The sequence below is a fragment of the Longimicrobium sp. genome, assembly GCF_035474595.1.
Lineage (GTDB): Bacteria > Gemmatimonadota > Gemmatimonadetes > Longimicrobiales > Longimicrobiaceae > Longimicrobium.
Genome location: NZ_DATIND010000100.1, coordinates 1 through 23,344, shown reverse-complemented (window position 1 = coordinate 23,344; position 23,344 = coordinate 1). Strand labels below are relative to the sequence as shown.

Sequence of the window (23,344 nt, the reverse complement as noted above, 5' to 3'; positions counted from 1 at the left end):
GTGCTGCTCGCCGCGCTGGACCTGCTGCTGGCGCGCTGGTCGGGGCAGGAGGACGTGGTCGTCGGCACGCCCATCGCCAACCGGACGCGGCGCGAGACCGAGGGGCTGATCGGCTTCTTCGTCAACACGCTCGCGCTGCGCGCCGATCTGTCCGGCAACCCGTCGTTCCAGGCGCTGCTGGGACGGGTGCGGGAGGGGACGCTGGGGGCGTACCAGCACCAGGAGGTGCCCTTCGAGCGCCTGGTCGACGAGCTGCGGGTGGAGCGCTCCCTGAGCCACACGCCGCTCTTCCAGGTGATGTTCTCGCTCGTCGACGGCGCCGATGCCGCGCGGCCGTTCGGCGGCCTGGCGGTGGAGCCGTACCCGTGGGGTGCGGGCGTGGCGAAGTTCGATCTGGACGTGATGGCGATGGAGCGGGACGGCGAGCTGGGGATAGGGTTCACCTGGCGCGAGGAGCTGTGGGACGCGTCCACGCTGGAGCACGTGGCCGCCGCGTACGCCCTGCTGCTGGAGGCCGCGGCCGCGGACCCCGGGCGCCCCGTGCTCGCTCTTCCGCTCGTTTCGGAAGCGGAGCGGGAGAGCCTGCTGGCGGCGTCGAGCGGCCCGCTGCGCGACTACCCGGCGGGGCTCTGCGTGCACGACCTGTTCGGGAGCCAGGCGGCGCGCACGCCGCACGCGGTCGCGCTCTCCTGGCGCGGCGAGCGGCTGACGTACGCGGAGCTGGAGGCGCGGGCGAACCGGCTCGCCAACCACCTGCGGCGCCTCGGCGTAGGCCCGGAGACCCGGGTGGGCATCTGCCTGGAGCGCGGCCCGGAGCTGGTGGCCGCCATGCTGGGCGTGCTGAAGGCCGGGGGCGCGTACGTGCCGCTGGATCCGGCGTACCCTCGCGAGCGCCTGGCATACATGCAGGAGGACGCGGGGGTCACGCGGGTCATCACCGGCTCGGCCCTCGCGGATCGCCTGCCGGAGAACGCGGCCGGGGTGCTGCTGCTCGACGTGGAGCGCGACGCGATCGCGGCGGAATCCGCCGCCGCGCCGGAGAGCGGCGCCGTCCCCGAAAACCTGTCGCACGTGATCTTCACCTCGGGCTCCACGGGGAGACCGAAGGGGGTGATGATCCGCCACGCCTCGGCCGTCGTCCTGCTGCACTGGCTGCGGGAGACGGTCACTGACGAGGAGCGCTCGTCGGTGCTCTTCTCCACCTCGATCAACTTCGACGTCAGCGTCGCCGAGGTCTTCGGCACCCTCTGCTGGGGCGGAAAGCTGGTGATCGCCGAGAACGCGCTGGAGCTGGCGACGCTCGGAGAAGAGGTCGTCTACGCCAGCATGGTTCCCAGCGCGGCGGCGGAGCTGCTGAAGAGCGGCGGCATCCCGGCGTGCGTGAAGACGCTGAACCTGGGCGGCGAGGCGCTGCCGAACGACTTGGCGCAGGGGCTGTACGCGCTGGGAACGGTGGAGAACGTCGGCAACCTCTACGGGCCCACGGAAGACACCACCTACTCCACGTACCACCGGGTTCCGCGCGGCGCGGACCAGGTGCTGATCGGCACCCCGGTGGCGAACACGCGGGCGTACGTGCTAGACGCGCACCTGCAGCCCGTGCCGGCGGGTGTGGCCGGCGAGCTCTATCTCGCGGGTGACGGGCTGTCGCGCGGCTACGCGAACCAGCCCGCGCTGACGGCGGAGCGTTTCGTTCCCTGCCCGTTCGGCGCGCCGGGCGGCCGGATGTACCGGGTGATGGACCGCGTTCGCTGGCGCACCGACGGAGCGCTGGAGTACCTGGGCCGCACCGACTTCCAGGTGAAGGTGCGCGGCTTCCGCATCGAGCCGGGCGAGATCGAGGCGGTGCTGCGCCGGGCGCCCGGTGTCGGCGACTGCGCCGTCGTCGCGCGCGAGGACGTGCCGGGCGACCGGCGGCTGGTGGCGTACGTGGTGGGCGGGGCGAAGGCCGGGGCGCTGCGCGACCACCTGCGCCAGAGCCTGCCGGAGTACATGGTGCCGGCGGCGTTCGTCCCGCTGGACGCGCTGCCGCTGACGCCCAACGGCAAGCTGGACCGCAAGGCCCTGCCCGTGCCGGAGTTCGCGCCGGCGGAGGAGAGGTACGTGGCGCCGCGCCGGCCCCTGGAGGCGGTGCTGGCGGGGATCTGGGCCGAGGTGCTGGGGTGCGCCCGCGTGGGGGTGAAGGAGAACTTCTTCGACCTCGGCGGGCACTCCCTCCTGCTCGTGAAGGTGCAGGCGCGCCTTCGCGAGACGCTGGACCGGAAGATTCCGGTCGTCGACCTCTTCCGTTTTCCCACGGTGGCGGCGCTGGCCGAGCACCTGGGGGGCGAGGTGGAGGGCGCCGGAGAGCCGCAGGCGGGCCCGGAGGGGCGCCGGCGGCGGGGACGCGACCGCGCCGCCGTCCGGCGGGCGCTGGCGGGGCAGAGCGGGGCAACGACACACGACGGAGATGATACATGAGCGAGCCAATCGGGGCCGTGGCGGTGATCGGGATGGCGGGGCGCTTCCCCGGCGCGGGCGACGTGGAGCGGTTCTGGGAGAACCTGCGTGCCGGCGTGCACTCCATCACCTTCTTCGACGCGGAAGAAGGGGACGACCCGGCGCACGTGCCCGCCGCGGGGGTGCTGGAGGGGATCGACCGCTTCGATGCCGCCTTCTTCGGCTTCAACCCGCGCGAGGCGGAGATGCTGGACCCGCAGCAGCGCCTTTTCCTCGAGACCGCCTGGGAGGCGCTGGAGAACGCCGGGCACGTGCCGGGGAGCGAGGACGAGGCGGTGGGCGTCTACGCCGGGTCGGCGCGCAGCGACTACCTGGCCCTCCACCTGCTCACCCGCCCCGACGTGGTGGAGTCGGCGGGGCACTTCGCGATGGAGCTCCTGAACGAACGGACCTTCCTTCCCTCGCGCACGTCCTACAAGCTGGACCTGCGCGGTCCCGCCATCAACGTGCAGACGGCGTGCTCCACGGGGCTGGCGGCCATCCACCTGGCGTGCCAGGCGCTCGCGGCCGGCGAGTGCGACCTGGCGGTGGCGGGGGGCGTGCGGGTGGGGTTCAGCAGGGGGCACCGCTACACCCCGGGGGGGATCGTGTCGCCCGACGGGTACTGCCGCGCCTTCGACGCCCGCGCGGCCGGCACCGTGGGCGGGAGCGGGATCGGGGTGGTGGTGCTCCGGCGGCTGGCCGACGCGCTGGCCGACGGCGATCCGGTGCGCGCGGTGATCCTCGGCTCCGCCGTCAACAACGACGGCGCGCAGAAGGTGGGCTTCACCGCCCCCAGCGTGGACGCGCAGGCCGAGGTCATCGAGGAGGCGCTGGCGATCGCCGGGGTGGACCCGGAGACGGTGGGGTTCGTGGAGGCACACGGGAGCGGGACCGAGCTGGGCGACCCCGTGGAGGTGGCCGCCCTCACCCGGGCCTTCGGAGAGGTGGGGCGCACGGGGTACTGCGCCCTGGGGTCGGTGAAGACCAACGTCGGCCACCTGGACGCCGCGGCGGGGGTGGCGGGGTTCGTCAAGGCGGTCCTCGCCCTGGAGCACGGCGAGGTCCCCCCCTCCCTCCACTTCAGCGAGCCGAACCCGCAGATCGACTTCGCCGGCTCCCCCTTCTTCGTCAACTCCGGCCTTCTCCCCTGGCCGGACGGCGGCGACGGCCCCCGGCGCGCCGGGGTCTCCTCGCTGGGGATCGGGGGGACCAACGTGCACGTGGTGCTGGAGGAGGCGCCCGCGCCGAAGCCGTCCGAGCCGGCGCGGGCATGGAGCCTCCTCACCCTCTCGGCCCGCACCCCGGCCGCGCTGGAGGCGGCCACCGACCGGCTGGCGGCGCACCTGCGCGCCCACCCGGAGCAGGAGCTGGCCGACGTCGCCTGGACGCTGCAGACCGGGCGGAAGGCGTTCGCGCACCGCCGCACGCTGGTGGCGCAGGGCGGCGAGGGCGCCGTCCGCGCGCTGGAGCGGCGCGCTTCCGGGCAGGTCTTCGACGCGGAGGCGCCCGAGGGCGGGCAGCGCGTCGCCTTCATCTTCCCCGGCCTGGGCAACCACTTCCCGGGGATGGGGAAGGGCCTCTACGAGACCGAGCCCCTGTTCCGCGAGACGGTGGACCGCTGCGCCGAGATCCTTCGCCCGTACCTGGGGATGGACCTGCGCGACGCCCTGTACCCGGCCGACGGCCCGGCGCCGGCGGCCGAGGCCCCCGCCGGGCTGGACCTGCGCGCCATGCTGGGGCGCGCCGGCGGCGACGACGAGATGGGGATGCTGGACAGCACCCGGCTGGCCCAGCCGGCGCTGTTCGTGACCGAGTACGCCCTGGCCCAGCTCTGGATGAGCTGGGGAGTGCGCCCCGAGGCCATGGTCGGCCACTCGCTGGGCGAGTACGTCGCCGCCACGGTGGCCGGCGTCTTCTCGCTCGAGGACGCGCTGATGCTGGTGGCCGAGCGCGCCCGCCTCATCGACCAGACCCCGCCGGGGGGGATGATGGGGCTGATCAAGACCGCCGAGGAGGCCGCCCCCTACCTGCGCGCCCACGGGCTGGCGATCGGCGCGCACAACGCCACCAACATCAGCGTGGTCTCCGGTCCCAAGGCGGCCGTGGACGCGCTGCAGGCGGAGATGACGGCGCGCGGCGAGTCGGTGCGGCGCCTTCCAACGCGGCACGCCTACCACTCGCCGATGATGGCGCCGGTGGCGGAGCGCCTGGCGGAGCTGCTGCGCGGGGTGCGCCTTTCCCCGCCCACCATCCCCTTCGCCTCCAACGTGACCGGGGACTGGATCCGCCCCGACGAGGCCACCGACCCGGCGTACTGGACGCGGCACCTGGTGCAGACGGTCCTCTACTCCGCCGGGGTGGAGACGCTCGCCCGCGACGGCTTCCGCCTCTTCCTGGAGGTGGGCCCCGGGAACACGGTGGGCGGGCTGGCCCTCCAGCTCGACTGCTGGGGCGACACGCCGGCCTCGCTGGTGGTCGCCCTCCCCCACCGCTACGAGCGCCACCCCGAAGACGCCTTCATCCTGGGCGCGGCCGGCCGGCTCTGGGCGGCGGGGGCCCCGGTCGACTGGGAGGCGGTGCACGCGCACGAACGGCTGCGGCGCGTCGCGCTCCCCACCTACCCCTTCCAGCGTGAGCGCTTCTGGGTGGAGCCGGGTTCGGCGGCTGCCCTCGCGAGTCGCGGGGGCCAGGCTGTGGAAAGGCGGTCCGGCCCGGCGGGGTGGATGTACCTCCCGGTCTGGCGGCGCGCCGCGCTTCCCGCGCGGCCCCCCGCTGAGGCCGCTGAGGCCGCGGAGGCCGCGGAGGCCGCGGAGGCCGCGGAGTGGCTGGTGCTGGCCGACGGCACGGGGATCGGAGGGCGGCTGGCCGGGCGGCTGGAGAGCCTGGGGCACACCGTGGCCGTGGTGGAGGCCGGCGCGGGCTTCGCCCGTTCGGGCGACCGCGGCTGCACGGTGCGCCCGGGCTCGGCGGAAGACCTGGCCGCGCTGCGCGACGCCCTGTCGAGGGAGGGCGTTCGTCCCCGCCGCGCCGTGGTCCTCTGGGGGATCGACCCGGAGGGCGGCGAGGGTCCCGAGGCGTTCGCCCGGGCGTACGCGCGCGGGTACGCCACCGTGGCCGCCCTGGCGGCGACCTTCGCCCGCGAGGCGGACGGGGGGCCGTTCCAGCTCCTGGTGGCCACCGAGGGGGTGCGCGACGTGGCCGGCGGCGAGGTCGTCCGCCCCGAGCGCGCCGCCGTGCTGGGCGCCTGCCTGGCGCTCCCGCAGGAGCTGGCGCACGTCGTCTGCCGCACGGTGGACGTACGCCCCGGCGCCCCCGGCGACGAGCGCCTGGTGGAGCAGCTCCTGGCCGAGGCCCTGGCCGACGCCGCGGACACCGAGGTGGCGCTCCGGGGCGGGCGGCGCTGGGTGCTGGGCTACGAGGCGGCGCCCCCCGGCGCGGGCGCCGTGGCGTTCCGTCCCGGCGGCGCCTACCTGGTTTCCGGCGGGATGCCCGCGGGCACCGGGGTGCTGGCCGAGCACCTGGCGGAGGTGGGCGCGCGCCTGGCCGTGCTGGTGCACCCCTCCTTCCCCGGGCGCGAGGCGTGGGACGGTCTCCTCGCCGCGCCCGACGGCGGGGGCGGTGCCGGGCAGACGATCCGGGGGATCCTGGCCGCCGAGGCGCGGGGCTCTGCGCCCCTCCTCCTCCGCGCCGACCCGCGCGACGCCGCGGCGCTGCGCGGCGCGGTGGCGGCGGCCGTGGAGGCGTTCGGGGGGCTGCACGGCGTGGTCCACGCCACCCAGGGCGTGGCGGTCGAATCCGCCCCGCTGGCCGAGGCGCGCTCCGCCGCGGCCGGGATGGAGCTGGGCCGCCTGACGCGCGAGCTGGCCGCGCTCGAGGAGGCCACGGCGGAGCTCCCGCTCGACTTCCTCGTCCTCCAGAACTCGATCTTCTCGGTGTTCGGCGGGCCGGGGCTGGCCGCGACCACCGCGGGGTTCGTGCTGGGCGACGCCTGGGCCGAGCGGTGCGCGGCCCGGGGGCGGCGCTGGACCAGCGTGAGCTGGGACCGCTGGGAGGAGGAGGGAGGCTCCGCGGCCCTTTCCGCGGGCGCCATCCCGCGCGCCGACGGCGTCCGGGTGTTCGAGACGCTGGCCGCCCTGGCCGGCGAGCCGCGGGTGGTGGTCTCGCCCCAGGACCTGCACGCACGCCTGGAGCGCATTCGTGCCCCGCGCGGCGCGGCCCAAGCCGGCGAGGGCGGCGACGCGCTTCCCGAGGCGGGGCTGCACGAGCGCCCCGCCTCGGCCGGCGAGTACCTGGAACCCAGCGGCGAGGCCGAGGAGCTGCTCGCCGGGATCTTCCGCGACCTGCTGGGGATCCGGGAGATCGGGACGCGCGACTCCTTCTTCGACCTGGGGGGCCACTCGCTCCTGGGGCTGCAGGTGCTCAGCCGGGTGCGCGAAACCTTCCAGGTGGACCTCCCCCTGCGCGCGATCTTCGAGGCGCCCACCGTGGCCGGGCTGGCCGCGCTGGTCGACGAGATGATCCTCCAGGAGCTGGGGGAGATGAGCGATGAAGAGGCCGAGTCCGCCCTGGCGGGGGTGGGCGGCGCCTTCGATCCGGACACTACAACGGTACGATGACCCAGCCGATCCTCTCCGAGCTTTCTCCGGCCAAGCGCGCGCTGCGCGAGGCCCGCCTGCGCGGCCGCTACCAGGAGGCGCCCATCCTCCCCCGCGCGGGGACGGAGGACGCGCCGCTCTCGCCCGCCCAGGAGCGGCTCTGGTTCGTGGACCGGATGTTCCCGGGGAGGACGGTGTACACCCTGGTGGCCGCCCTGCGGCTGCCGGGCATGCTCGACGAGGCGGTGCTGGAGCGCGCCATGGCCGAGGTGGTACGCCGGCACGACGTGCTCCGCACCACCTTCCGCGAGGTGAACGGCGCTCCGGTCCAGGTGATCGCTCCGTTCACCGGCTTCGCGCTCCCGGTGGAGGACCTTTCGACGCTCCCCGCCGGGGCGCGCGATGCAGAGGTGCGGGCGCGCGTGGCCCGCGAGCGGGCGCACGTCTTCGACCTCGAAACGGGCCCGCTCTTCCGCGCCTCGCTCCTGCGGCTGGATGCCGGGGAGCACGTGCTGCTGCTGTGCATCCACCACATCATCTGCGACGCGTGGAGCATGGGGGTGTTCGAGCGCGAGCTCTCCATGCTGTACGACGCCTATCGTGAGGGGTGGGACTCGCCCCTCGCGCCGCTCCCCGTGCAGTACGCCGACTACGCCGCCTGGCAGCGCGCGCAGCCGCCTGCGGCGGAGGAGCGGCACCTGGCGTACTGGAGGCGCCAGCTCGCGGGGGCGCCGGAGCTGCTGGAGCTGCCGACCGACCGGCCGCGGACGCCGGCCCCCTCCTTCCGCGGCGCCCAGGTGCCGCTGGAGGCGCCGCTCGCGGTGCTGGACCGCCTCCGCGCGCTGGCGACCGCCCAGGGCGCCACGCTGCACATGGTGCTGATGAGCGCCTTCCAGGTGCTGCTGGCCCGGTACGCCGGTACGCCGGACGTCTCGACCGGGATCGCCGTGCTGGGGAGGTCGCGCCGCGAGGTCGAGGGGCTGATCGGGATCTTCGTGAACACCCTGGTGCTGCGCACCGACCTTTCCGGCGACCCCGCCTTCCGCGCGGTGGTGGGCCGGGTGCGCGAGGCCGCACTCGACGCCTACCAGCACCAGGACGTGCCGTTCGAGCGGGTGGTGGCGGAAGTGCGCCCCCAGCGCAGCCTCAGCCACTCCGCGCTCTTCCAGGTGCAGTTCCAGCTGGACGAGTCGGCCAGCACCGCCGGTGCGGCCGGGCCCCCCGCCGACGCGGGCGGGCTCCGGCCGGAGCCGTTCGCGAGCGACCCGGCGGACTCCACGCAGGTCGACCTCACCCTCATGCTCCAGACCCACGCGAGCGGCCTTTCCGGCTCGCTGGAGTACGCCACGGACCTGTTCGACGAGGCAACCGTCCGGCGGATGGCGCGGCACCTGGAGCGGGTGCTGGAGCAGGTCGCCGAGAACGCGGACGTTCGGCTCTCGCAGCTGGAGCTGCTCGGTGGGGCGGAGCGCGAGCAGGTGCTGGGGGACTGGAACCGGACGGAGCGCCTGGTCTCCGACCCGCCAGCCCACGCGCTCTTCGCCGAGTGGGCGCGCCGCGCTCCGGATGCCGTCGCCCTGCTGGACGGCGGGGAGGCGGTGACCTACGGCGCACTGGACCGGCGCGCGGCCGTCCTCGCCCGGCACCTGCGCGAGCTGGGGGTGGGGCCCGAGACGCCGGTGGGCCTGTGCATGGAGCGCACGCCCGAGCTGCTGGTGGGGGTGCTGGGGATCTGGAAGGCGGGGGGCGCCTACGTCCCCCTCGACCCCAGCTACCCGGCGGAGCGGCTGGCGTGGATCATCGCCGACGCGGCGCTTCCGGTGGTGGTCGCCACGGGGAGGACGGCCGGGGCGCTGCCGGAGCACGGAGCCGCCCTCGTGCGGGTGGACCAGCTCGCGGAGACGTCGCAGGAGACGGAGCCGGAGGTGACTGTCTCCGACGCGGGGCTGGCCTACGTCATCTACACCTCCGGCTCCACCGGCCGCCCCAAGGGGGTGCTGGTGCGGCACGGCTCGCTGTCGAACCTGCTGGCCGCCACGCGCGAGGCGTTCGGCGCCGGCCAAGGCGACGTGATGCCGGCGCTGGCGTCGTACGCCTTCGACATCTGGCTCTTCGAGGCGCTGCTGCCGCTCACCTCCGGGGCCGCGGTGCGCCTGGTGGGGCGCGAGCGGGTGCTGGACGTGCCCGCGCTGGTGGAGGAGATCGCCGACGCCACGCTGGTGCACGCCGTTCCCGCGCTGATGCGGCAGGTGGTCCAGTCGGAACGCGAGACGCCCCGGCTCGCCCGGCTGCGGCGCGCCTTCGTGGGCGGCGACCGCGTCCCCGCCGACCTGCTGGCGGAGATGCGGGAAGCGCTCCCCCAAGCGGAGACGCACGTCCTGTACGGCCCCACCGAGGGAACCATCCTGGCCTCCACGCACCCGGTGCCGGAGGACGGGATCGTGGAGGGGCACCCGATCGGCCGCCCGCTGGGGAACGTGCGCCTGTACGTGTGCGATCTGTCCGGCAGCCCGCAGCCGGCCGGCGTTCCGGGCGAGCTCCTGATCGGCGGGGCGGGGGTGGCGCGCGGCTACCTGGGGCGTGCGGGGCTGACGGCGGAGCGCTTCGTCCCGGACGCATTCGGCGGCGAGCCGGGTGCCAGGCTGTACCGCACCGGCGACCGGGCGCGCTGGCGGGCGGACGGGACGCTGGAGTACCTGGGCCGCACCGACTTCCAGGTGAAGGTGCGCGGGTTCCGCGTCGAGCCGGGCGAGATCGAGGGGGCGCTGCGGCGGAGCGAGGGCGTGGCCGACTGCGTGGTCGTGGCGCGCGAGGACGTGCCCGGCGAGACGCGGCTGGTGGCGTACGTCGTCGGGACGGTCGAGGCGAACGAGCTGCGCGAGCACCTGCTCCGCGAGCTCCCGGAGTACATGGTGCCGGCGGCGTTCGTCCCGCTGGAGGCGCTGCCGCTGACCCCGAACGGCAAGCTGGACCGCAAGGCGCTGCCGGCGCCGGAGGGGGATGCGTACGCGCGGCGGAGCTACGAGGCACCGCTGGGCGAGGTGGAGGAGGCGCTGGCCGGGATCTGGGCCGAGGTGCTGGGCGTGGAGCGGGTGGGGCGGTGGGACCACTTCTTCGAGCTGGGCGGGCACTCGCTCCTGGCCATCCGGCTGCTCGAGCGGATGCGGCGCGCGGGGCTGCACATGGAGGTGCGGGCGCTGTTCGCCACGCCGGTGCTGGCCGAGCTGGCGCTGTCGGTGGGCCAGGCGTCGCAGGAGGTAGAGGTCCCGCCGAACGCGATCCCGGAGGCGTGCGAATCCATCACGCCCGGGATGCTGCCGCTGGTGGAGCTCACGCAGGGGGAGATCGACCGGATCGTGGGCGGCGTGCCGGACGGCGCCGCGAACGTGCAGGACATCTACCCGCTGGCCCCGCTGCAGGAGGGGATCCACTTCCACCACCTGCTGTCGCGGGAGGGTGATCCGTACCTGACGCCGAGCGTGATCGAGTTCGACACCCGCGCGCGCCTGGACCGGTTCCTGGCGGCGCTGCAGGCGGTGATCGATCGCCACGACATCCTGCGCACGGCGGTGGCCTGGGACGGGCTGCGCGAGCCGGTGCAGGTCGTCTGGCGGCACGCGCCGCTGCCGGTGGAGGAGGTGGAGCTGGATGGGGAGGCCGGTGCGGCCGAGCAGCAGCTGTGGGCGCGCTACGACCCCCGGCACTACCGGATGGACGTGACGCGGGCGCCGCTGCTGCGGGCGGTCATCGCCGAGGACCGCGCGCAGGGCCGGTGGCTGCTGCTGATGCTCACGCACCACCTGACGAGCGACCACGAGACGATGGGGGTGCTGCTGGAGGAGCTCGCGGCGCACCTGCAGGGCCGCGAGCGGGAGCTTCCGGCGCCGCTGCCCTTCCGCAACTACGTGGCACGGGCGCGCCTGGGGGTGAGCCGCGAGGAGCACGAGCGGTTCTTCCGCGGGCTCCTGGGCGACGTGGAGGAGCCGACGGCGCCGTACGGGGTGCTGGACGTGTGGGGGGAGGGGCATGGGCTCGAGGAGGCGTGGCTTCCCGTAGACCACGACCTCGGTGCGCGGCTGCGCCAGCGGGCGCGGACGCTGGGGGTGAGCGCGGCCAGCCTGTGCCACCTGGCGTGGGCGATGGCGCTGTCGCGGCTGACCGGCCGGCGGGACGTGGTCTTCGGGACGCTGCTCTTCGGCCGCATGCAGGGCGGGGAGGGCGCCGACCGGGTGATGGGTCCGTTCATCAACACGCTGCCGGTGCGGATCGACGTCGGCGCGGAGGGGGCCGAGGCGGCGGTGCGGCGCACGCACGCCCTGCTGGCGGACCTGCTGCGGCACGAGCACGCCTCCCTCGCGCTGGCGCAGCGCAGCAGCGGCGTGGCGGCCCCCGCGCCGCTGTTCACCTCGCTGCTGAACTATCGCTACAGCGGCGGGGCGAACCGGTCGCAGGAGGAGGAGGAGGACACGGCGGAAGGCATGCGGGGCATTCGCGCGGAGGAGCGGACGAACTATCCCGTGGGGGTCTCGGTCGACGACCTGGGAGAGGGCTTCTCGCTGGAGGCGCAGGTGGTGGCTCCGGCCGACGCGGAGCGGGTGTGCCGGATCATGCACACGGCGCTGGAGCGGCTGGTCGACGCGCTGGAGGTCTCGCCCGGACGCGCGATCGGGAGCATCGACGTGCTGCCGGAGGCGGAGCGCGCGCTGGTGCTGGAGGCATGGAACGGGGCGGCGGCCGAGGTTCCGGCGGAGCTGTGCGTCCACGAGCTGTTCGAGGCGCAGGCGGCCAGAACGCCCGACGCGGTGGCCGTGCGCTTCGAGGCGGAGTCGCTCACCTATCGCGAGCTGAACGCGGCCGCCAACCGGCTGGCGCGGCGTCTCCGCGCGGCGGGCGTGCGCCCCGAGGCGCCCGTCGGGGTGATGCTGGAGAGATCGGCGGAGCTGGTGGTGGCGCTGATGGCGGTGCTCAAGTCCGGCGGCGCGTACCTGCCGCTGGACCCGGCGCTCCCCGCCGCCCGCCGCGCCGCGCTGCTGGCCGACGCGGGCGCCGCCGTGCTGGTGACGCGCGGGTCCGGGCTGGAGGGCTTCGCCGGAGCGATCGTCTCCCCCGCGGAGGCGGCAGGCGAGGATGGGAGCGGCCTGGGGATTGGCGTACCGGCCGGGGCGCTGGCGTACATCATCTACACCTCCGGCTCCACCGGCCGCCCCAAGGGCGTGGGCGTGGCGCACGCCGAGGCCGCCGCGCACTTCCTCGCGGCGGCGGCGGCGTACGGGCTGACGCCCGCGGACCGGATGCTCCACTTCTCCGCGGCGGGCTTCGACGTGTCGCTGGAGGAGATGCTGGCGCCGCTCGTGGCCGGCGCCTGCGTGGTCATGCGCGGGAGCGAGGTCCCCACGCCGCTGGAGCTGGCGCGGCGTGCGGTGGAGCAGGGAATCACCGTGTTCGATCCCCCCACCGCGTACTGGCACCAGCTCGTGGCCGACGCGCCGGCGCTGGAGCTCCTCGCCCGCACCGCGCGCCTGGTGATCGCCGGCGGCGAGGCGATGAGCCTGGCGGCGGCGCGCGACTGGGCGGCCGGACCCGCGGCCGGCGTGCAGCTGATGAACGGCTACGGCCCGACCGAGGCCGTGGTCACCTGCACGGCCTACGAGGTCCCGTCCACCCTCCCCGAGGGGGCGGTGCACGTCCCCATCGGGCGGCCGCTCGCCGGCCGCGCGGCGTACGTGCTGGACGCGCGGATGCAGCCGGCCCCGCTGGGGGTGCGCGGCGAGCTGTGCATCGGCGGGACGCTGGCGCGCGGCTACCTGGGGCGCCCGGCGGCCACGGCGGCGGCGTTCGCCCCCGACCCGTTCTCCCCCGTCCCCGGCGCCCGGATGTACCGCACCGGCGACATGGGCCGCTGGAGGGCGGACGGGACGCTGGAGTTCCTGGGGCGCACCGACTTCCAGGTGAAGATCCGCGGCTACCGCATCGAGCTGGGCGAGATCGAGGCGGCGCTGCTGGAGCACGAAGGGGTGCGCGAGTGCGCGGTCCTGGCGCGCGAGGAGGCGGGCGAGAAGCGGCTGGTAGCGTACGTCGTCGGGGCTGTCGAGGCGGATGAGCTGCGCGCGCACCTGCGGCGGAGCCTGCCGGAGCACATGGTCCCGTCGGCGTTCGTGGGGCTGGACGCGCTCCCGCTGACCCCGAACGGGAAGCTGGACCGCAAGGCGCTGCCCGCGCCGGAGGCCGCGTCGGCGGAGAAGTACGTGGCGCCGCGGACGCCGGTGGAGGAGGTGCTGGCGGGGATCTGGGCCGAGGTGCTGCGGCTGGAGCGGGTGGGGGTGACGGAGAGCTTCTTCGACCTGGGCGGGCACTCGCTCCTGGCCACGCAGGTGGTGTCGCGGGTCCGGGCCGTGTTCTCGGTGGAGCTTCCGCTGCGGGCGCTCTTCGAGGCACGCACGGTGGCGGAGCTGGCCGGGCGCGTGGAGGAGATGCGCCGCGCGGAGCTTCCGGTGCTGCCGCGAGTGGGGCTGGTGGAGCGCACGGGGGCGCTGTCCTTCGCGCAGGAGCGGCTCTGGTTCATGCACCGGATGGAGCCGGAAAGCGCCGTCTACAACATGCACATGGCGCGGCGCCTGGAGGGTGCGCTGGACCCGGCGGCGCTGGAGCGCGCGCTGGGCGAGATCGTCCGCAGGCACGAGGTGCTGCGGACCACGTTCGCCGAGGTGGACGGCTCGCCGGTGCAGGTGGTCGCGCCCTTCGGCGGGTTCGTGCTGCCGGTGGAGGACCTGTCGGGGCTGGGCGAGGCCGATCGCGAGGCGGCGCTCGCCCGGCGCGACGGCGAAGAGGCGCAGCGGCCGTTCGCCCTGGCCGCGGGGCCGCTGTTCCGCGCGGCGCTGCTGCGGCTGGGCGAGGAAGACCACGTGCTGCTGCTCTCGATGCACCACATCGTCAGCGACGGGTGGAGCATGGGGGTGCTCTTCCGCGAGCTGTCGGTGCTGTACGAGGCGTACCGCGAGGGGCGTGAGTCGCCGCTCCCCGAGCTGGCGGTGCAGTACGCCGACTACGCGGCGTGGCAGCGCGAGCAGCTGGAGGGCGAGGCCATGGAGCGGCAGCTCTCGTACTGGCGGGAGCGCCTGGCGGGCGCGCCGGAGCTGCTGGAGCTGCCCACCGACCATCCCCGCCCGGCGGTGCAGACGTACCGCGGCGCCACGGTCCTGGCGGAGCTCTCCACCGAGCTGCTGGAGCGGCTGCAGGCGCTGGCGCGGAGCGAGGGCGCGACGCTGTACATGACGCTGCTGGGCGCCTTCCAGGTGCTGCTGGGCAGGTACGCCGGCAGCGACGACGTGGTGGTGGGAAGCCCCATCGCCGGGCGCACGCACGGCGAGGTGGAGGAGCTGATCGGCTTCTTCGTGAACACCCTGGTGCTGCGCGCAGACCTTTCCGGCGACCCCAGCTTCCGCCAGGTGCTGCGCCAGGCGAGGGAGGTCACGCTCGGCGCGTACGAGCACCAGGAGGTCCCCTTCGAGCGCCTGGTGGCCGAGCTGCAGCCGGAGCGCAGCCTGAGCCACTCGCCGCTCTTCCAGGTGATGTTCCAGCTGCAGAACGCCGAGGGGCAGGAAGGCGCTCTCGCGGGGCTCGAGGTGAACGGAGTCGGAGAGGACCTGGAAATCGCCAAGTTCGACCTTTCCCTGACGCTCGTGGCCACCCCCCAGGGCCTGCGCGGCGGGGTGAACTACAGCACCGACCTCTTCGAGCGCGGCACGATCGAGCGGATGCTCGGCCACCTGGAGCGGGTGCTGGAGCAGGTCTCCGCGGATGCGGACGTGCGGCTCTCGCAGCTGGAGCTGCTCTCGGCGGAAGAGCGCGAACAGGTGGTGGATGCCTGGAACCGGACGGAGGCCGAGGTTCCGGCGGACCGCTGCATCCACGAGCTGTTCGAGGCGCAGGCGGCCAGAACGCCGGAAGCGGTGGCCGTCGTCTTCGAGGAGGAGTCGCTCACCTACGCGCAGCTGAACGCCCGCGCCAACCGGCTTGCCCACTACCTGCGCGGCCGCGGCGTGGGCCCGGAGGTGCGCGTGGGCGTGCTGATGGAGCGGGGCCTGGAGATGGTGGCCGCCCTCCTGGCGGTGCTGAAGGCCGGGGGCGCCTACGTGCCGCTGGACCCCGCCTATCCGGCCGAGCGGCTGGCGCTCATGCTGGCCGACTCCGCCAGTTCGGTGCTGCTCACGCAGGAGAAGCTGCGCGGTCTCCTCGCCGCCGAGCCCGGCGTCCGGGTGGTGGTCGAGGACCAGGTGCGGGCGGAGATCGCGGCCGGGAGCGCGGAGAACGTCGAGAGCCGCGTCGCGCCGCGGAACCTGGCGTACCTGATCTACACCTCGGGATCGACGGGCATTCCCAAGGGCGTGGCGATCGAGCACGAGAGCGCCGTGGCGATGCTGGCGTGGGCGTGGGGCGTCTACTCCGACGAGGAGCTGTCGGGGATGCTGGCGTCGACGTCGATCTCCTTCGACCTCTCGGTCTACGAGCTGTTCCTCCCCCTCGTCCGGGGCGGACGGGTGGTGGTGGCGGAGAACGCGCTGGCGCTGGCGCGCTCGGCGGCCGCGGGCGAGGTGCGGCTGATCAACACCGTGCCGTCCGCGATCGCGGCGCTGCTGAAGGACGGCGCCATCCCGGCCGGGGTGAGGACGGTGAACCTGGCCGGCGAGCCGCTGCGGCCGGAGCTGGTGGACGAGCTCTACGCCCGCGGCGGGATCGAGCGCGTCTACGACCTCTACGGCCCCTCCGAAGACACCACGTACAGCACGTTCACGCTGCGCCGCGCGGGCGGCCCGGCCAGCATCGGGACGCCGATCTCCAACACGCGGGCGTACGTGCTGGGCGCCGGGCTGCGGCCGGTGCCGGTGGGGGTGCCGGGCGAGCTGTACCTGGGGGGCAGCGGGGTGACGCGCGGCTACCTGGGGCGGCCGGGGCTCACGGCGGAGCGGTACGTTCCCGACCCGTTCTCTCCCGCAGCCGGCGCGCGGATGTACCGCACGGGCGACCGCATCCGGTGGAAGGCGGACGGGACGCTGGAGTACCTGGGGCGGCTGGACCACCAGGTGAAGGTCCGCGGCTTCCGCATCGAGCCGGGCGAGATCGAGGCGGTGCTGCGCCGGCACGAAGGCGTGGCCGGCTGCGTGGTCGTGGCCCGCGAGGACGTGCCGGGGGAGAAGCGGCTGGTGGCGTACGTGGTGGGCGGCGCGGAGGCGGGAGCCCTGCGCGCGCACCTGCGGCGGAGCCTGCCGGACCACATGCTCCCGTCCGCGTTCGTCTTGCTGGACGCGCTCCCGCTGACGCCCAACGGCAAGCTGGACCGCAGGGCATTGCCGGCGCCGGAGCTCGCGTCGGCGGAGGACCGGTACGTGGCGCCGCGGACGCCCGTGGAGGAGGTGCTGGCGGGGATCTGGGCGAAGGTGCTGGGCCTGGATCGGGCGGGGGTGACGGAGAGCTTCTTCGAGCTGGGCGGGCATTCGCTCCTGGCCACGCGGGTGGTCTCGCGCATCCGCGAATTGTTCGGCGTGGAGCTGCCGCTGCGGGCGCTCTTCGAGGGTCCCACGGTGGCGGAGCTGGCGGCGCGGATCGAGGCGGAGCGGCGCGCCGGCGAGGGTGACGCCCTCCCGCCGCTCGTTCCCGTCTCCCGGGAAGCGCCGCTGCCGCTGTCGTTCGCCCAGGAGCGGCTCTGGTTCCTGCACCAGATGGAGCCGGGCGACGTGGGCTACAACATGCCCTGGCCGGGCCGGATGTGGGGGCATCTCGACGCCGCCGCCCTGGAGCGGGCGCTGGGCGAGCTGGTGCGCCGCCACGAGTCGCTGCGCACCACCTTCCGGCCGGTGGAGCAGGGCGCCGTGCAGGTCGTGCATTCGCCCGCGCCCGCGTACCTGCCCGTGGTGGACCTCACCGGGCTCGCGGCGGAGGAGCGCGAGGACGAGGCGCGCCGCCTGGCGCGGGAAGACGCGGAGCGCCCCTTCGACCTCCAGCGCGGCCCGCTGCTGCGCGCCACGCTGGTGCGGCTCGCGGACGAGGACCACGTGCTGCTGCTGACCATGCACCACATCGACAGCGACGGGTGGAGCATGGGTGTGATCTTCCGTGAGCTGTTCACCCTCTACGACGCGTTCTCGCGCGGCTCGGAGTCGCCGCTGCCGCCGCTGGCGCTGCAGTACGCGGACTTCGCCGTGTGGCAGCGCGGCTGGCTCCGGGGCGAGGTGCTCCGGCGCCAGCTGGACTGGTGGCGGGAGCGGCTGGGCGGCGCGCCTCCCGTGCTGGAGCTTCCGACCGACCGCCCGCGTCCCGCGGTGGCGAGCTCGCGCGGCGGCTCCCTCATGTTCCGCCTTCCCGCGGAGATCGCGGGCGGGCTCCACTCGCTCGCCCGGCGGGAAGGGGCCACGCTCTACATGGTGACGCACGCCGCGCTCGACCTGCTGCTCTCGCGCTGGTCGGGGCAGGAGGACCTGGTGGTCGGCTCACCGATCGCGGGACGCACGCAGGTGGGGACGGAGGGGATGATCGGCTTCTTCGTCAACACGCTCGCGCTGCGCGTCGATCTGTCCGGCGATCCCACCTTCGGAGAGCTGCTGGCGCGCGTGCGGGAAACGGCGCTGGGCGCATACGCCCACCAGGAGCTGCCGTTCGAGCGCCTGGTGGAGGAGGTCGCCCCGGAGCGGGGCCTGTCGCACACCCCGCTCTTCCAGGTGATGTTCGCGCTCCAGAACCTGGATGCCAGCCAGGGGAAGGTCGACGCCGGCCCGGGGCCCGACGACGCCGGGCTTCGGCTGGAGCCGTTCGGGGGCGAGATCCGGACGGTGCGCTTCGACCTGGAGCTGGACCTCCAGGAGGTGGGCGAGGAGATGTTCGGGAGCCTGCGCTTCCGGAGCGACCTGTTCGACGCCGCCACCATGGAGCGCTTCGCGGCGCAGTACCAGGCGCTGCTCGACGCCGTCCGCGCCGCGCCGGAGGAGCGCCTGTCGCGCCTGAGGGTCCTGCCCGCGGAGGAGGCGCGGACGCTCCTCGCGTACGGGAGCAGTCCCGCGCCTGAGGACGCGGGCGGCGTCCCGGTGCACCTGCTCTTCACGGAGCAGGCGGCCCGGACGCCGAACGCGCCCGCCATCCTGTTCGCGGGAGAGTCGCTCACCTACGCCGAGCTGGACGCGCGGGCCAACCGTCTCGCACTGGAGCTTCGGAGCCGTGGCGTCCAGGCCGGGACCACGGTCGCCGTATGCGTGGAGCGGGGGCCGGGCGTGCTCGTGGCGCCGCTGGGCGTGTGGAAGGCGGGCGGCGTCTACCTGCCGCTCGACCCGAGCTACCCGGCGGAGCGGCTGTCCTTCCTGCTGAGTGATTCCGGCGCTTCGCACGTGCTGACGGAGTCCGCCGTCGCCGACGTGCTCCCGCAGCACGGGGCGGAGGTGGTGCTGCTGGACGCGATCCCCTCTCCCCCGGAGGGAGCGGGGGAGGGCGGCGCGCTGGCGGCGGAGGTCCAGCCGGGCGACCTGGCCTACCTGATCTACACGTCGGGATCGACGGGGACCCCCAAGGCGGTGATGGTGGAGCACGCGCAGCTCACCCACACGCTGAGCGGAGCGCTCGGCCAGCTCGGCTTCGTCGCGGGTGACGTGGTGGCGGCGCTGGCTTCGACCGCCTTCGACATCTCGCTGCTGGAGCTGGTCACGCCGCTGCTGGCCGGGGGCGCGGTGCGGATCCTCCCGCGCGAGGTGGCGCGGGACCCGGAGGCGCTGGTGGAGACCGTGGCGGACGTGAGCGTGCTGCACGCCGTACCCGCGCTGATGCGGCAGGTGGTGGAGACCGCGCGCGGCGGCGGGATGCTGCCCTCGCTGCGGCTCCTGCTGGTGGGCGGCGACACGGTGCCGCCCGACCTGCTCGGAGACATGCGCGAGGTCTTCCCCGACGCCCGGACCGTGGTGCTGTACGGTCCCACCGAGGCGGCCATCATCTGCGCCACGTATGCCGTGCCCGCGGATGGCGCCGTCGAGGGGCACCCGCTCGGGTCGCCGCTTCCCGGCGTCCGTCTGCGCGTGTGCGGTCCCCGCGGCGAGCTCGCACCCCTGGGCGTCCCGGGGGAGCTGTGGATCTCCGGCGGAGGGGTCGCGCGCGGCTACCTGGGCCGGCCGGAGCTGAATGCCGAGAAGTTCGTCTCCGTCGAGGGCGAGCGCGCCTACCGCACGGGCGACCGCGCGCGCTGGCGCACGGACGGGGTGCTGGAGTTCCTGGGTCGCGCCGACGAGCAGGTCAAGGTGCGCGGCTTCCGCATCGAGCCCGGCGAGGTGGAGGCCGTGCTGCGCGGGCAGCCCGGCGTCCGGGAGGCCGTGGTGCTGGCACGGGAGGACGCTCCGGGGGACAGGCGCCTGGTCGCCTACGTCGTCCCGGGCGCGGAGGGCGTGGAGACCGCCGCCGGCGGCGGTGAAGAGCAGGTATCCGAGTGGGAAACGCTCTTCGACGACACCTACGCAGACGACGAAGGGGAAGAAGATCCGACCCTGCAGCTGAAGGGGTGGAACAGCAGCTACACGGGCGAGCCGATCCCGCGCGAGGAGATGCGCGCGTGGGTGGAGCACACGGCGGAGCGCATCCTGGCGCTGCGTCCGGAGCAGGTGCTGGAGATCGGGAGCGGGACGGGGCTGCTGCTCTTCCGCGTGGCGCCGCACGTCGAGTTGTACCACGGGACCGACTTCTCGGGCGTGGCGCTGGCGCACGTGCGCCGCCACCTCGCCGGGCTCCCGCAGGTGACCCTGTCGGAGCGCGAGGCGGACGAGCTGGCGGATTTCGCGGGGGCGGGCTTCGACACCGTCGTCATCAACTCCGTCGCCCAGTACTTCCCGGACGTGGATTACCTGCTGCGCGTCGTCGAAGGCGCTGCGGCGGCGCTGCGGCCGGGCGGGCGGATCTTCGTGGGCGACGTGCGCAGCCTGCCGCTGGCGGGTGCCTTCCACGCCTCCGTGGAGCTCGCCCGCGCACCCGACGACCTCCCCGCCGGGCGCCTGCTGGACCGGGTGCGGCGCGGGATCGTGGAGGAGCAGGAGCTGCTGCTGGATCCGGCGCTGTTCGAGGCGCTGCGGGCGCGCATGCCGCGTCTGGGGCGCGTGGAAGTGCAGGTGAAGCGGGGTGAGTACGACAACGAGGTCTCGCGCTTCCGCTACGACGTAGTGTTGCACCTCGACGCCGGCCTTGCCGACGCAGCGGACCCGACCGTCCGGGACTGGGGCGGAGAGGACGCGGCCCGGCTTCGCGCCCTGGCGGCTGAGACTAGCCAGGCGCTGCTCGTCCGCGGCGTGCCCGACGCGCGGGTCCGCGAGCACGTCCGCGCGTACGAGCTGGTAGCGGCCGGCGGCGAAACGGGCGTCGCGGCGGCCGTGCGCGCGCTCGCGGCCGAGGACGCAGGCGGGATCGCCCCGGAGGCGCTGTTCGCGCTGGGCGAGGAGATGGGGCGGGAGATCGAGGTGCGCCCCGGCGCGTCCGGCATGCTGGACGTGCTCTTCCATCCGGCCGGCGGCGTTTCGTCCTTCCCCGCGGCGGTGGATGCGGAGCAGCCTTGGGAGGCGTACGCGAACGACCCGCAGTGGGGCCGCCGCGTGCGCGCGCTCGTCCCCGCGCTTCGCGAGGCCGCCCGCGCGCGTCTGCCGGAGTACATGGTGCCGAGCGCCTTCGTGGTGCTGGAGTCATTCCCGGTCACCGCCAACGGCAAGGTGGACCGCGGGGCACTGCCCGCGCCCGACACGCTCGGCACGAGCGGGGGGACGTACGTGGCGCCGCGCACCCCCGCCGAGGAGCGGATGGCGGGGATCTGGGCGGAGGTGCTGGGAGTGGAGCGGGTGGGGCCGGAGGACAACTTCTTCGACCTGGGTGGCCACTCGCTGCTCGCCACCCGCGTGGTTTCGCGGATGCGGAGCGCGCTGCAGGTGGAGCTCCCCGTGCGCGCCCTGTTCGAGGCGCCCACCGTCGCCAGGCTGGCCGCCGCCGTGGAGCGCGCGGAGCGCGAGGCCACCCTGCGCCTGCTCGACGAGCTGGAGGGGCTGGACGCCGGCGAGCTGGCCCGGCTCCTCGCCGCCGAGGAGGAGAGACAGCATGCGTGACCTGGAGCGCCGGCTGGGCGCGCTCCCCCCGGAGGCGCGCCGGCTGCTGGAGCTGCGGCTGCAGCGGGGGAAGGAGGAGGCCGCCAGCGCGCCCGTGCGCCGCGGTGCGACGCGGGCGCCGCTCTCCTTCGCGCAGCGGCGGATGTGGTTCCTGGACCGGCTGGAGCCCGGCACGCTGTACAACTCCCCCCTCGCCCTGCGCGTGCGCGGCGCCCTGGACGCCGGCGCGCTGGAGGGCGCCCTGGCGGAGGTGGTGCGCCGCCACGAGTCGCTGCGCAGCGTGATCCGCGCGGAAACGGGCGCCGAGGCCGAGCAGGTGGTCCTCCCCCCGGGCCCGTTCCCCCTCCCCGCCGACGACCTCTCCGCCCTTCCCGCCGCCGCGCGCGAGGACGAAGCGCGCCGCATCGTGCACGACGAGGTCCGCCGCCCCTTCGACCTGGCGGCCGGGCCGCTCTTGCGCGCGCGCCTGCTGCGCCTGGCGGACGAGGAGCACGTGCTGGTGCTGGCGATGCACCACGTGGTGAGCGACGGGTGGAGCCTGGGCGTGCTCTTCCGCGAGCTGGGCGCGCTGTACGACGCGTTCTCGCGCGGCGCGCCGCCGTCGCTGGATCCTCTGCCGCTGCAGTATGCCGACTACGCGGCGTGGCAGCGCGAGCACTGGACGGAGGAGCGGCTGGCCGCGCAGCTCGAGTGGTGGCGCCGGGCGCTCGCCGGCGCGCCTGCCGTGCTGGAGCTGCCGGCGGACCGCTCCCGCCCCGCCGTGCAGAGCCACCGCGGCGCCCGGTTGCGCGTGGCCCTGCCGGGGGAGCTGGCGGAAGGGGTGCGCGCGCTGGCGCGGCGCGAGGGCGCCACGCCGTTCATGGTGATGCTGGCGGCCTTCCAGGTGCTGCTCTGGCGCTGGTCGGGGGAGGAGGACCTGGTGGTCGGCTCGCCGGTGGCGGGGCGCACGCGCACGGAGACGGAGGGGCTGATCGGCTTCTTCGTCAACACGCTCCCGCTGCGCGCCGACCTCTCCGGCGACCCCGCCTTCGCCACCCTGCTGCACCGCGTCCGCGAGACCACGCTGGGTGCGTACCAGCACCAGGAGCTACCCTTCGAGCGGCTGGTGGAGGCGCTGCACCCGGAGCGCTCGCTCGGCCATGCCCCCGTCTTCCAGCACGTCTTCGCGCTGCAGAACGCCACCCCGGCGGAGCTGCGCCTGCCGGGGGTGCGGATGGAGGTGATGGCCACGGAGAGCGGCACGGCGCGCTTCGACCTGGAGTGGTCGCTGTGGGAGCGCGAGGAGGGAATCACCGGCGCCATCCACTACGCCGAAGACCTCTTCGACCGCGAGACGGTGGAGCGGATGGCGGGGCACTACCGCCGGCTGCTGGAGGCCGCCGTGGCGCGCCCCGACGCGCGCGTCTCCACCCTGCCGCTGCTGTCCGGCGACGAGCGGGCGCGGCTGGTGGCGGAGGCCGCCGGCCCGGACCTCTCCCTGCCGGATCTTCCCGTCCACCGCCGGTTCGAGGCGCAGGCCGCCCGCACGCCGGACGCCGTCGCCGTCGTCTCCGGCGAGACCGTGCTCTCGTACGCGGAGCTGGACCGGCGCGCCAACCGGCTGGCGCACCACCTGCGCGCCCGCGGCGTGGGCCCGGAGGTGCGGGTGGCCATCTGCGTCCACCGGGGCGCACCCATGCTCGAGGCGATGCTGGCCGCGCTGAAGGCGGGGGGCTGCTACCTGCCGCTGGACCCCGACTCCCCCGCCGACCGCATCGCGTACATGCTGGGCGATTCCGGCACCCGCGTGCTGGTCACTGAGTCCACCCTGCTCGACGGCCTCCCGCTGGAGGGGATGGATACGGTCGTGCTGGACCGGGATGCCGCCGAGATCGCCGCCCGGCCCGGGCACGCGCCCCCGGTTCCCGGTTCCCCGCTCCCGGTTCCCTCCACCCTGGCGTACGTCATCTACACCTCCGGCTCCACCGGCCGCCCCAAGGGCGTGGGCGTGGAGCACGGCGCCCTGGCGGCGACGATGGCCGTGGCGGGGCGGGCGTTCGGCTTCGGGCCCGGGGACCGGGTGGCGTCGCTGGCCTCCTTCGCCTTCGACATCTGGCTCTTCGAATCCTTCCTCCCCCTCCTCGCCGGCGCGAGCGTGCGGTTCTTCGCCCGCGAGCGAGTGCT

Annotated in this window: 4 protein-coding genes; all 4 read left to right on the top strand. The window is 74.8% G+C overall.

The window, feature by feature from the left end; all coding sequences use genetic code 11:
- The coding region (locus VLK66_RS18645; protein WP_325310974.1) for an amino acid adenylation domain-containing protein at window positions 1-2,460 on the top strand (2,460 nt) is incomplete at its 5' end.
- Complete coding sequence (locus tag VLK66_RS18640; RefSeq protein WP_325310973.1) at window positions 2,457-7,097, top strand: polyketide synthase; 4,641 nt, start codon at window positions 2,457-2,459, stop codon at window positions 7,095-7,097. The genes VLK66_RS18645 and VLK66_RS18640, both read left to right, overlap by 4 nt.
- Window positions 7,094-21,181 (top strand): non-ribosomal peptide synthetase, encoded by a 14,088-nt coding sequence (locus VLK66_RS18635; protein WP_325310972.1) that lies wholly within the window; start codon window positions 7,094-7,096, stop codon window positions 21,179-21,181. Before VLK66_RS18640 ends, VLK66_RS18635 begins: the two co-directional genes overlap by 4 nt.
- On the top strand, window positions 21,174-23,344 hold a 2,171-nt coding region (locus VLK66_RS18630; RefSeq protein ID WP_325310971.1), incomplete at its 3' end, for a condensation domain-containing protein. The genes VLK66_RS18635 and VLK66_RS18630, both read left to right, overlap by 8 nt.

What these genes read in the sequence shown, in the direction of transcription:
- VLK66_RS18635 (WP_325310972.1), top strand. Translation starts at nt 7,094, where the DNA reads ATGACCCAGCCGATCCTCTCCGAGCTTTCTCCGGCCAAGCGCGCGCTG.
- VLK66_RS18640 (WP_325310973.1), top strand. Translation starts at nt 2,457, where the DNA reads ATGAGCGAGCCAATCGGGGCCGTGGCGGTGATCGGGATGGCGGGGCGC.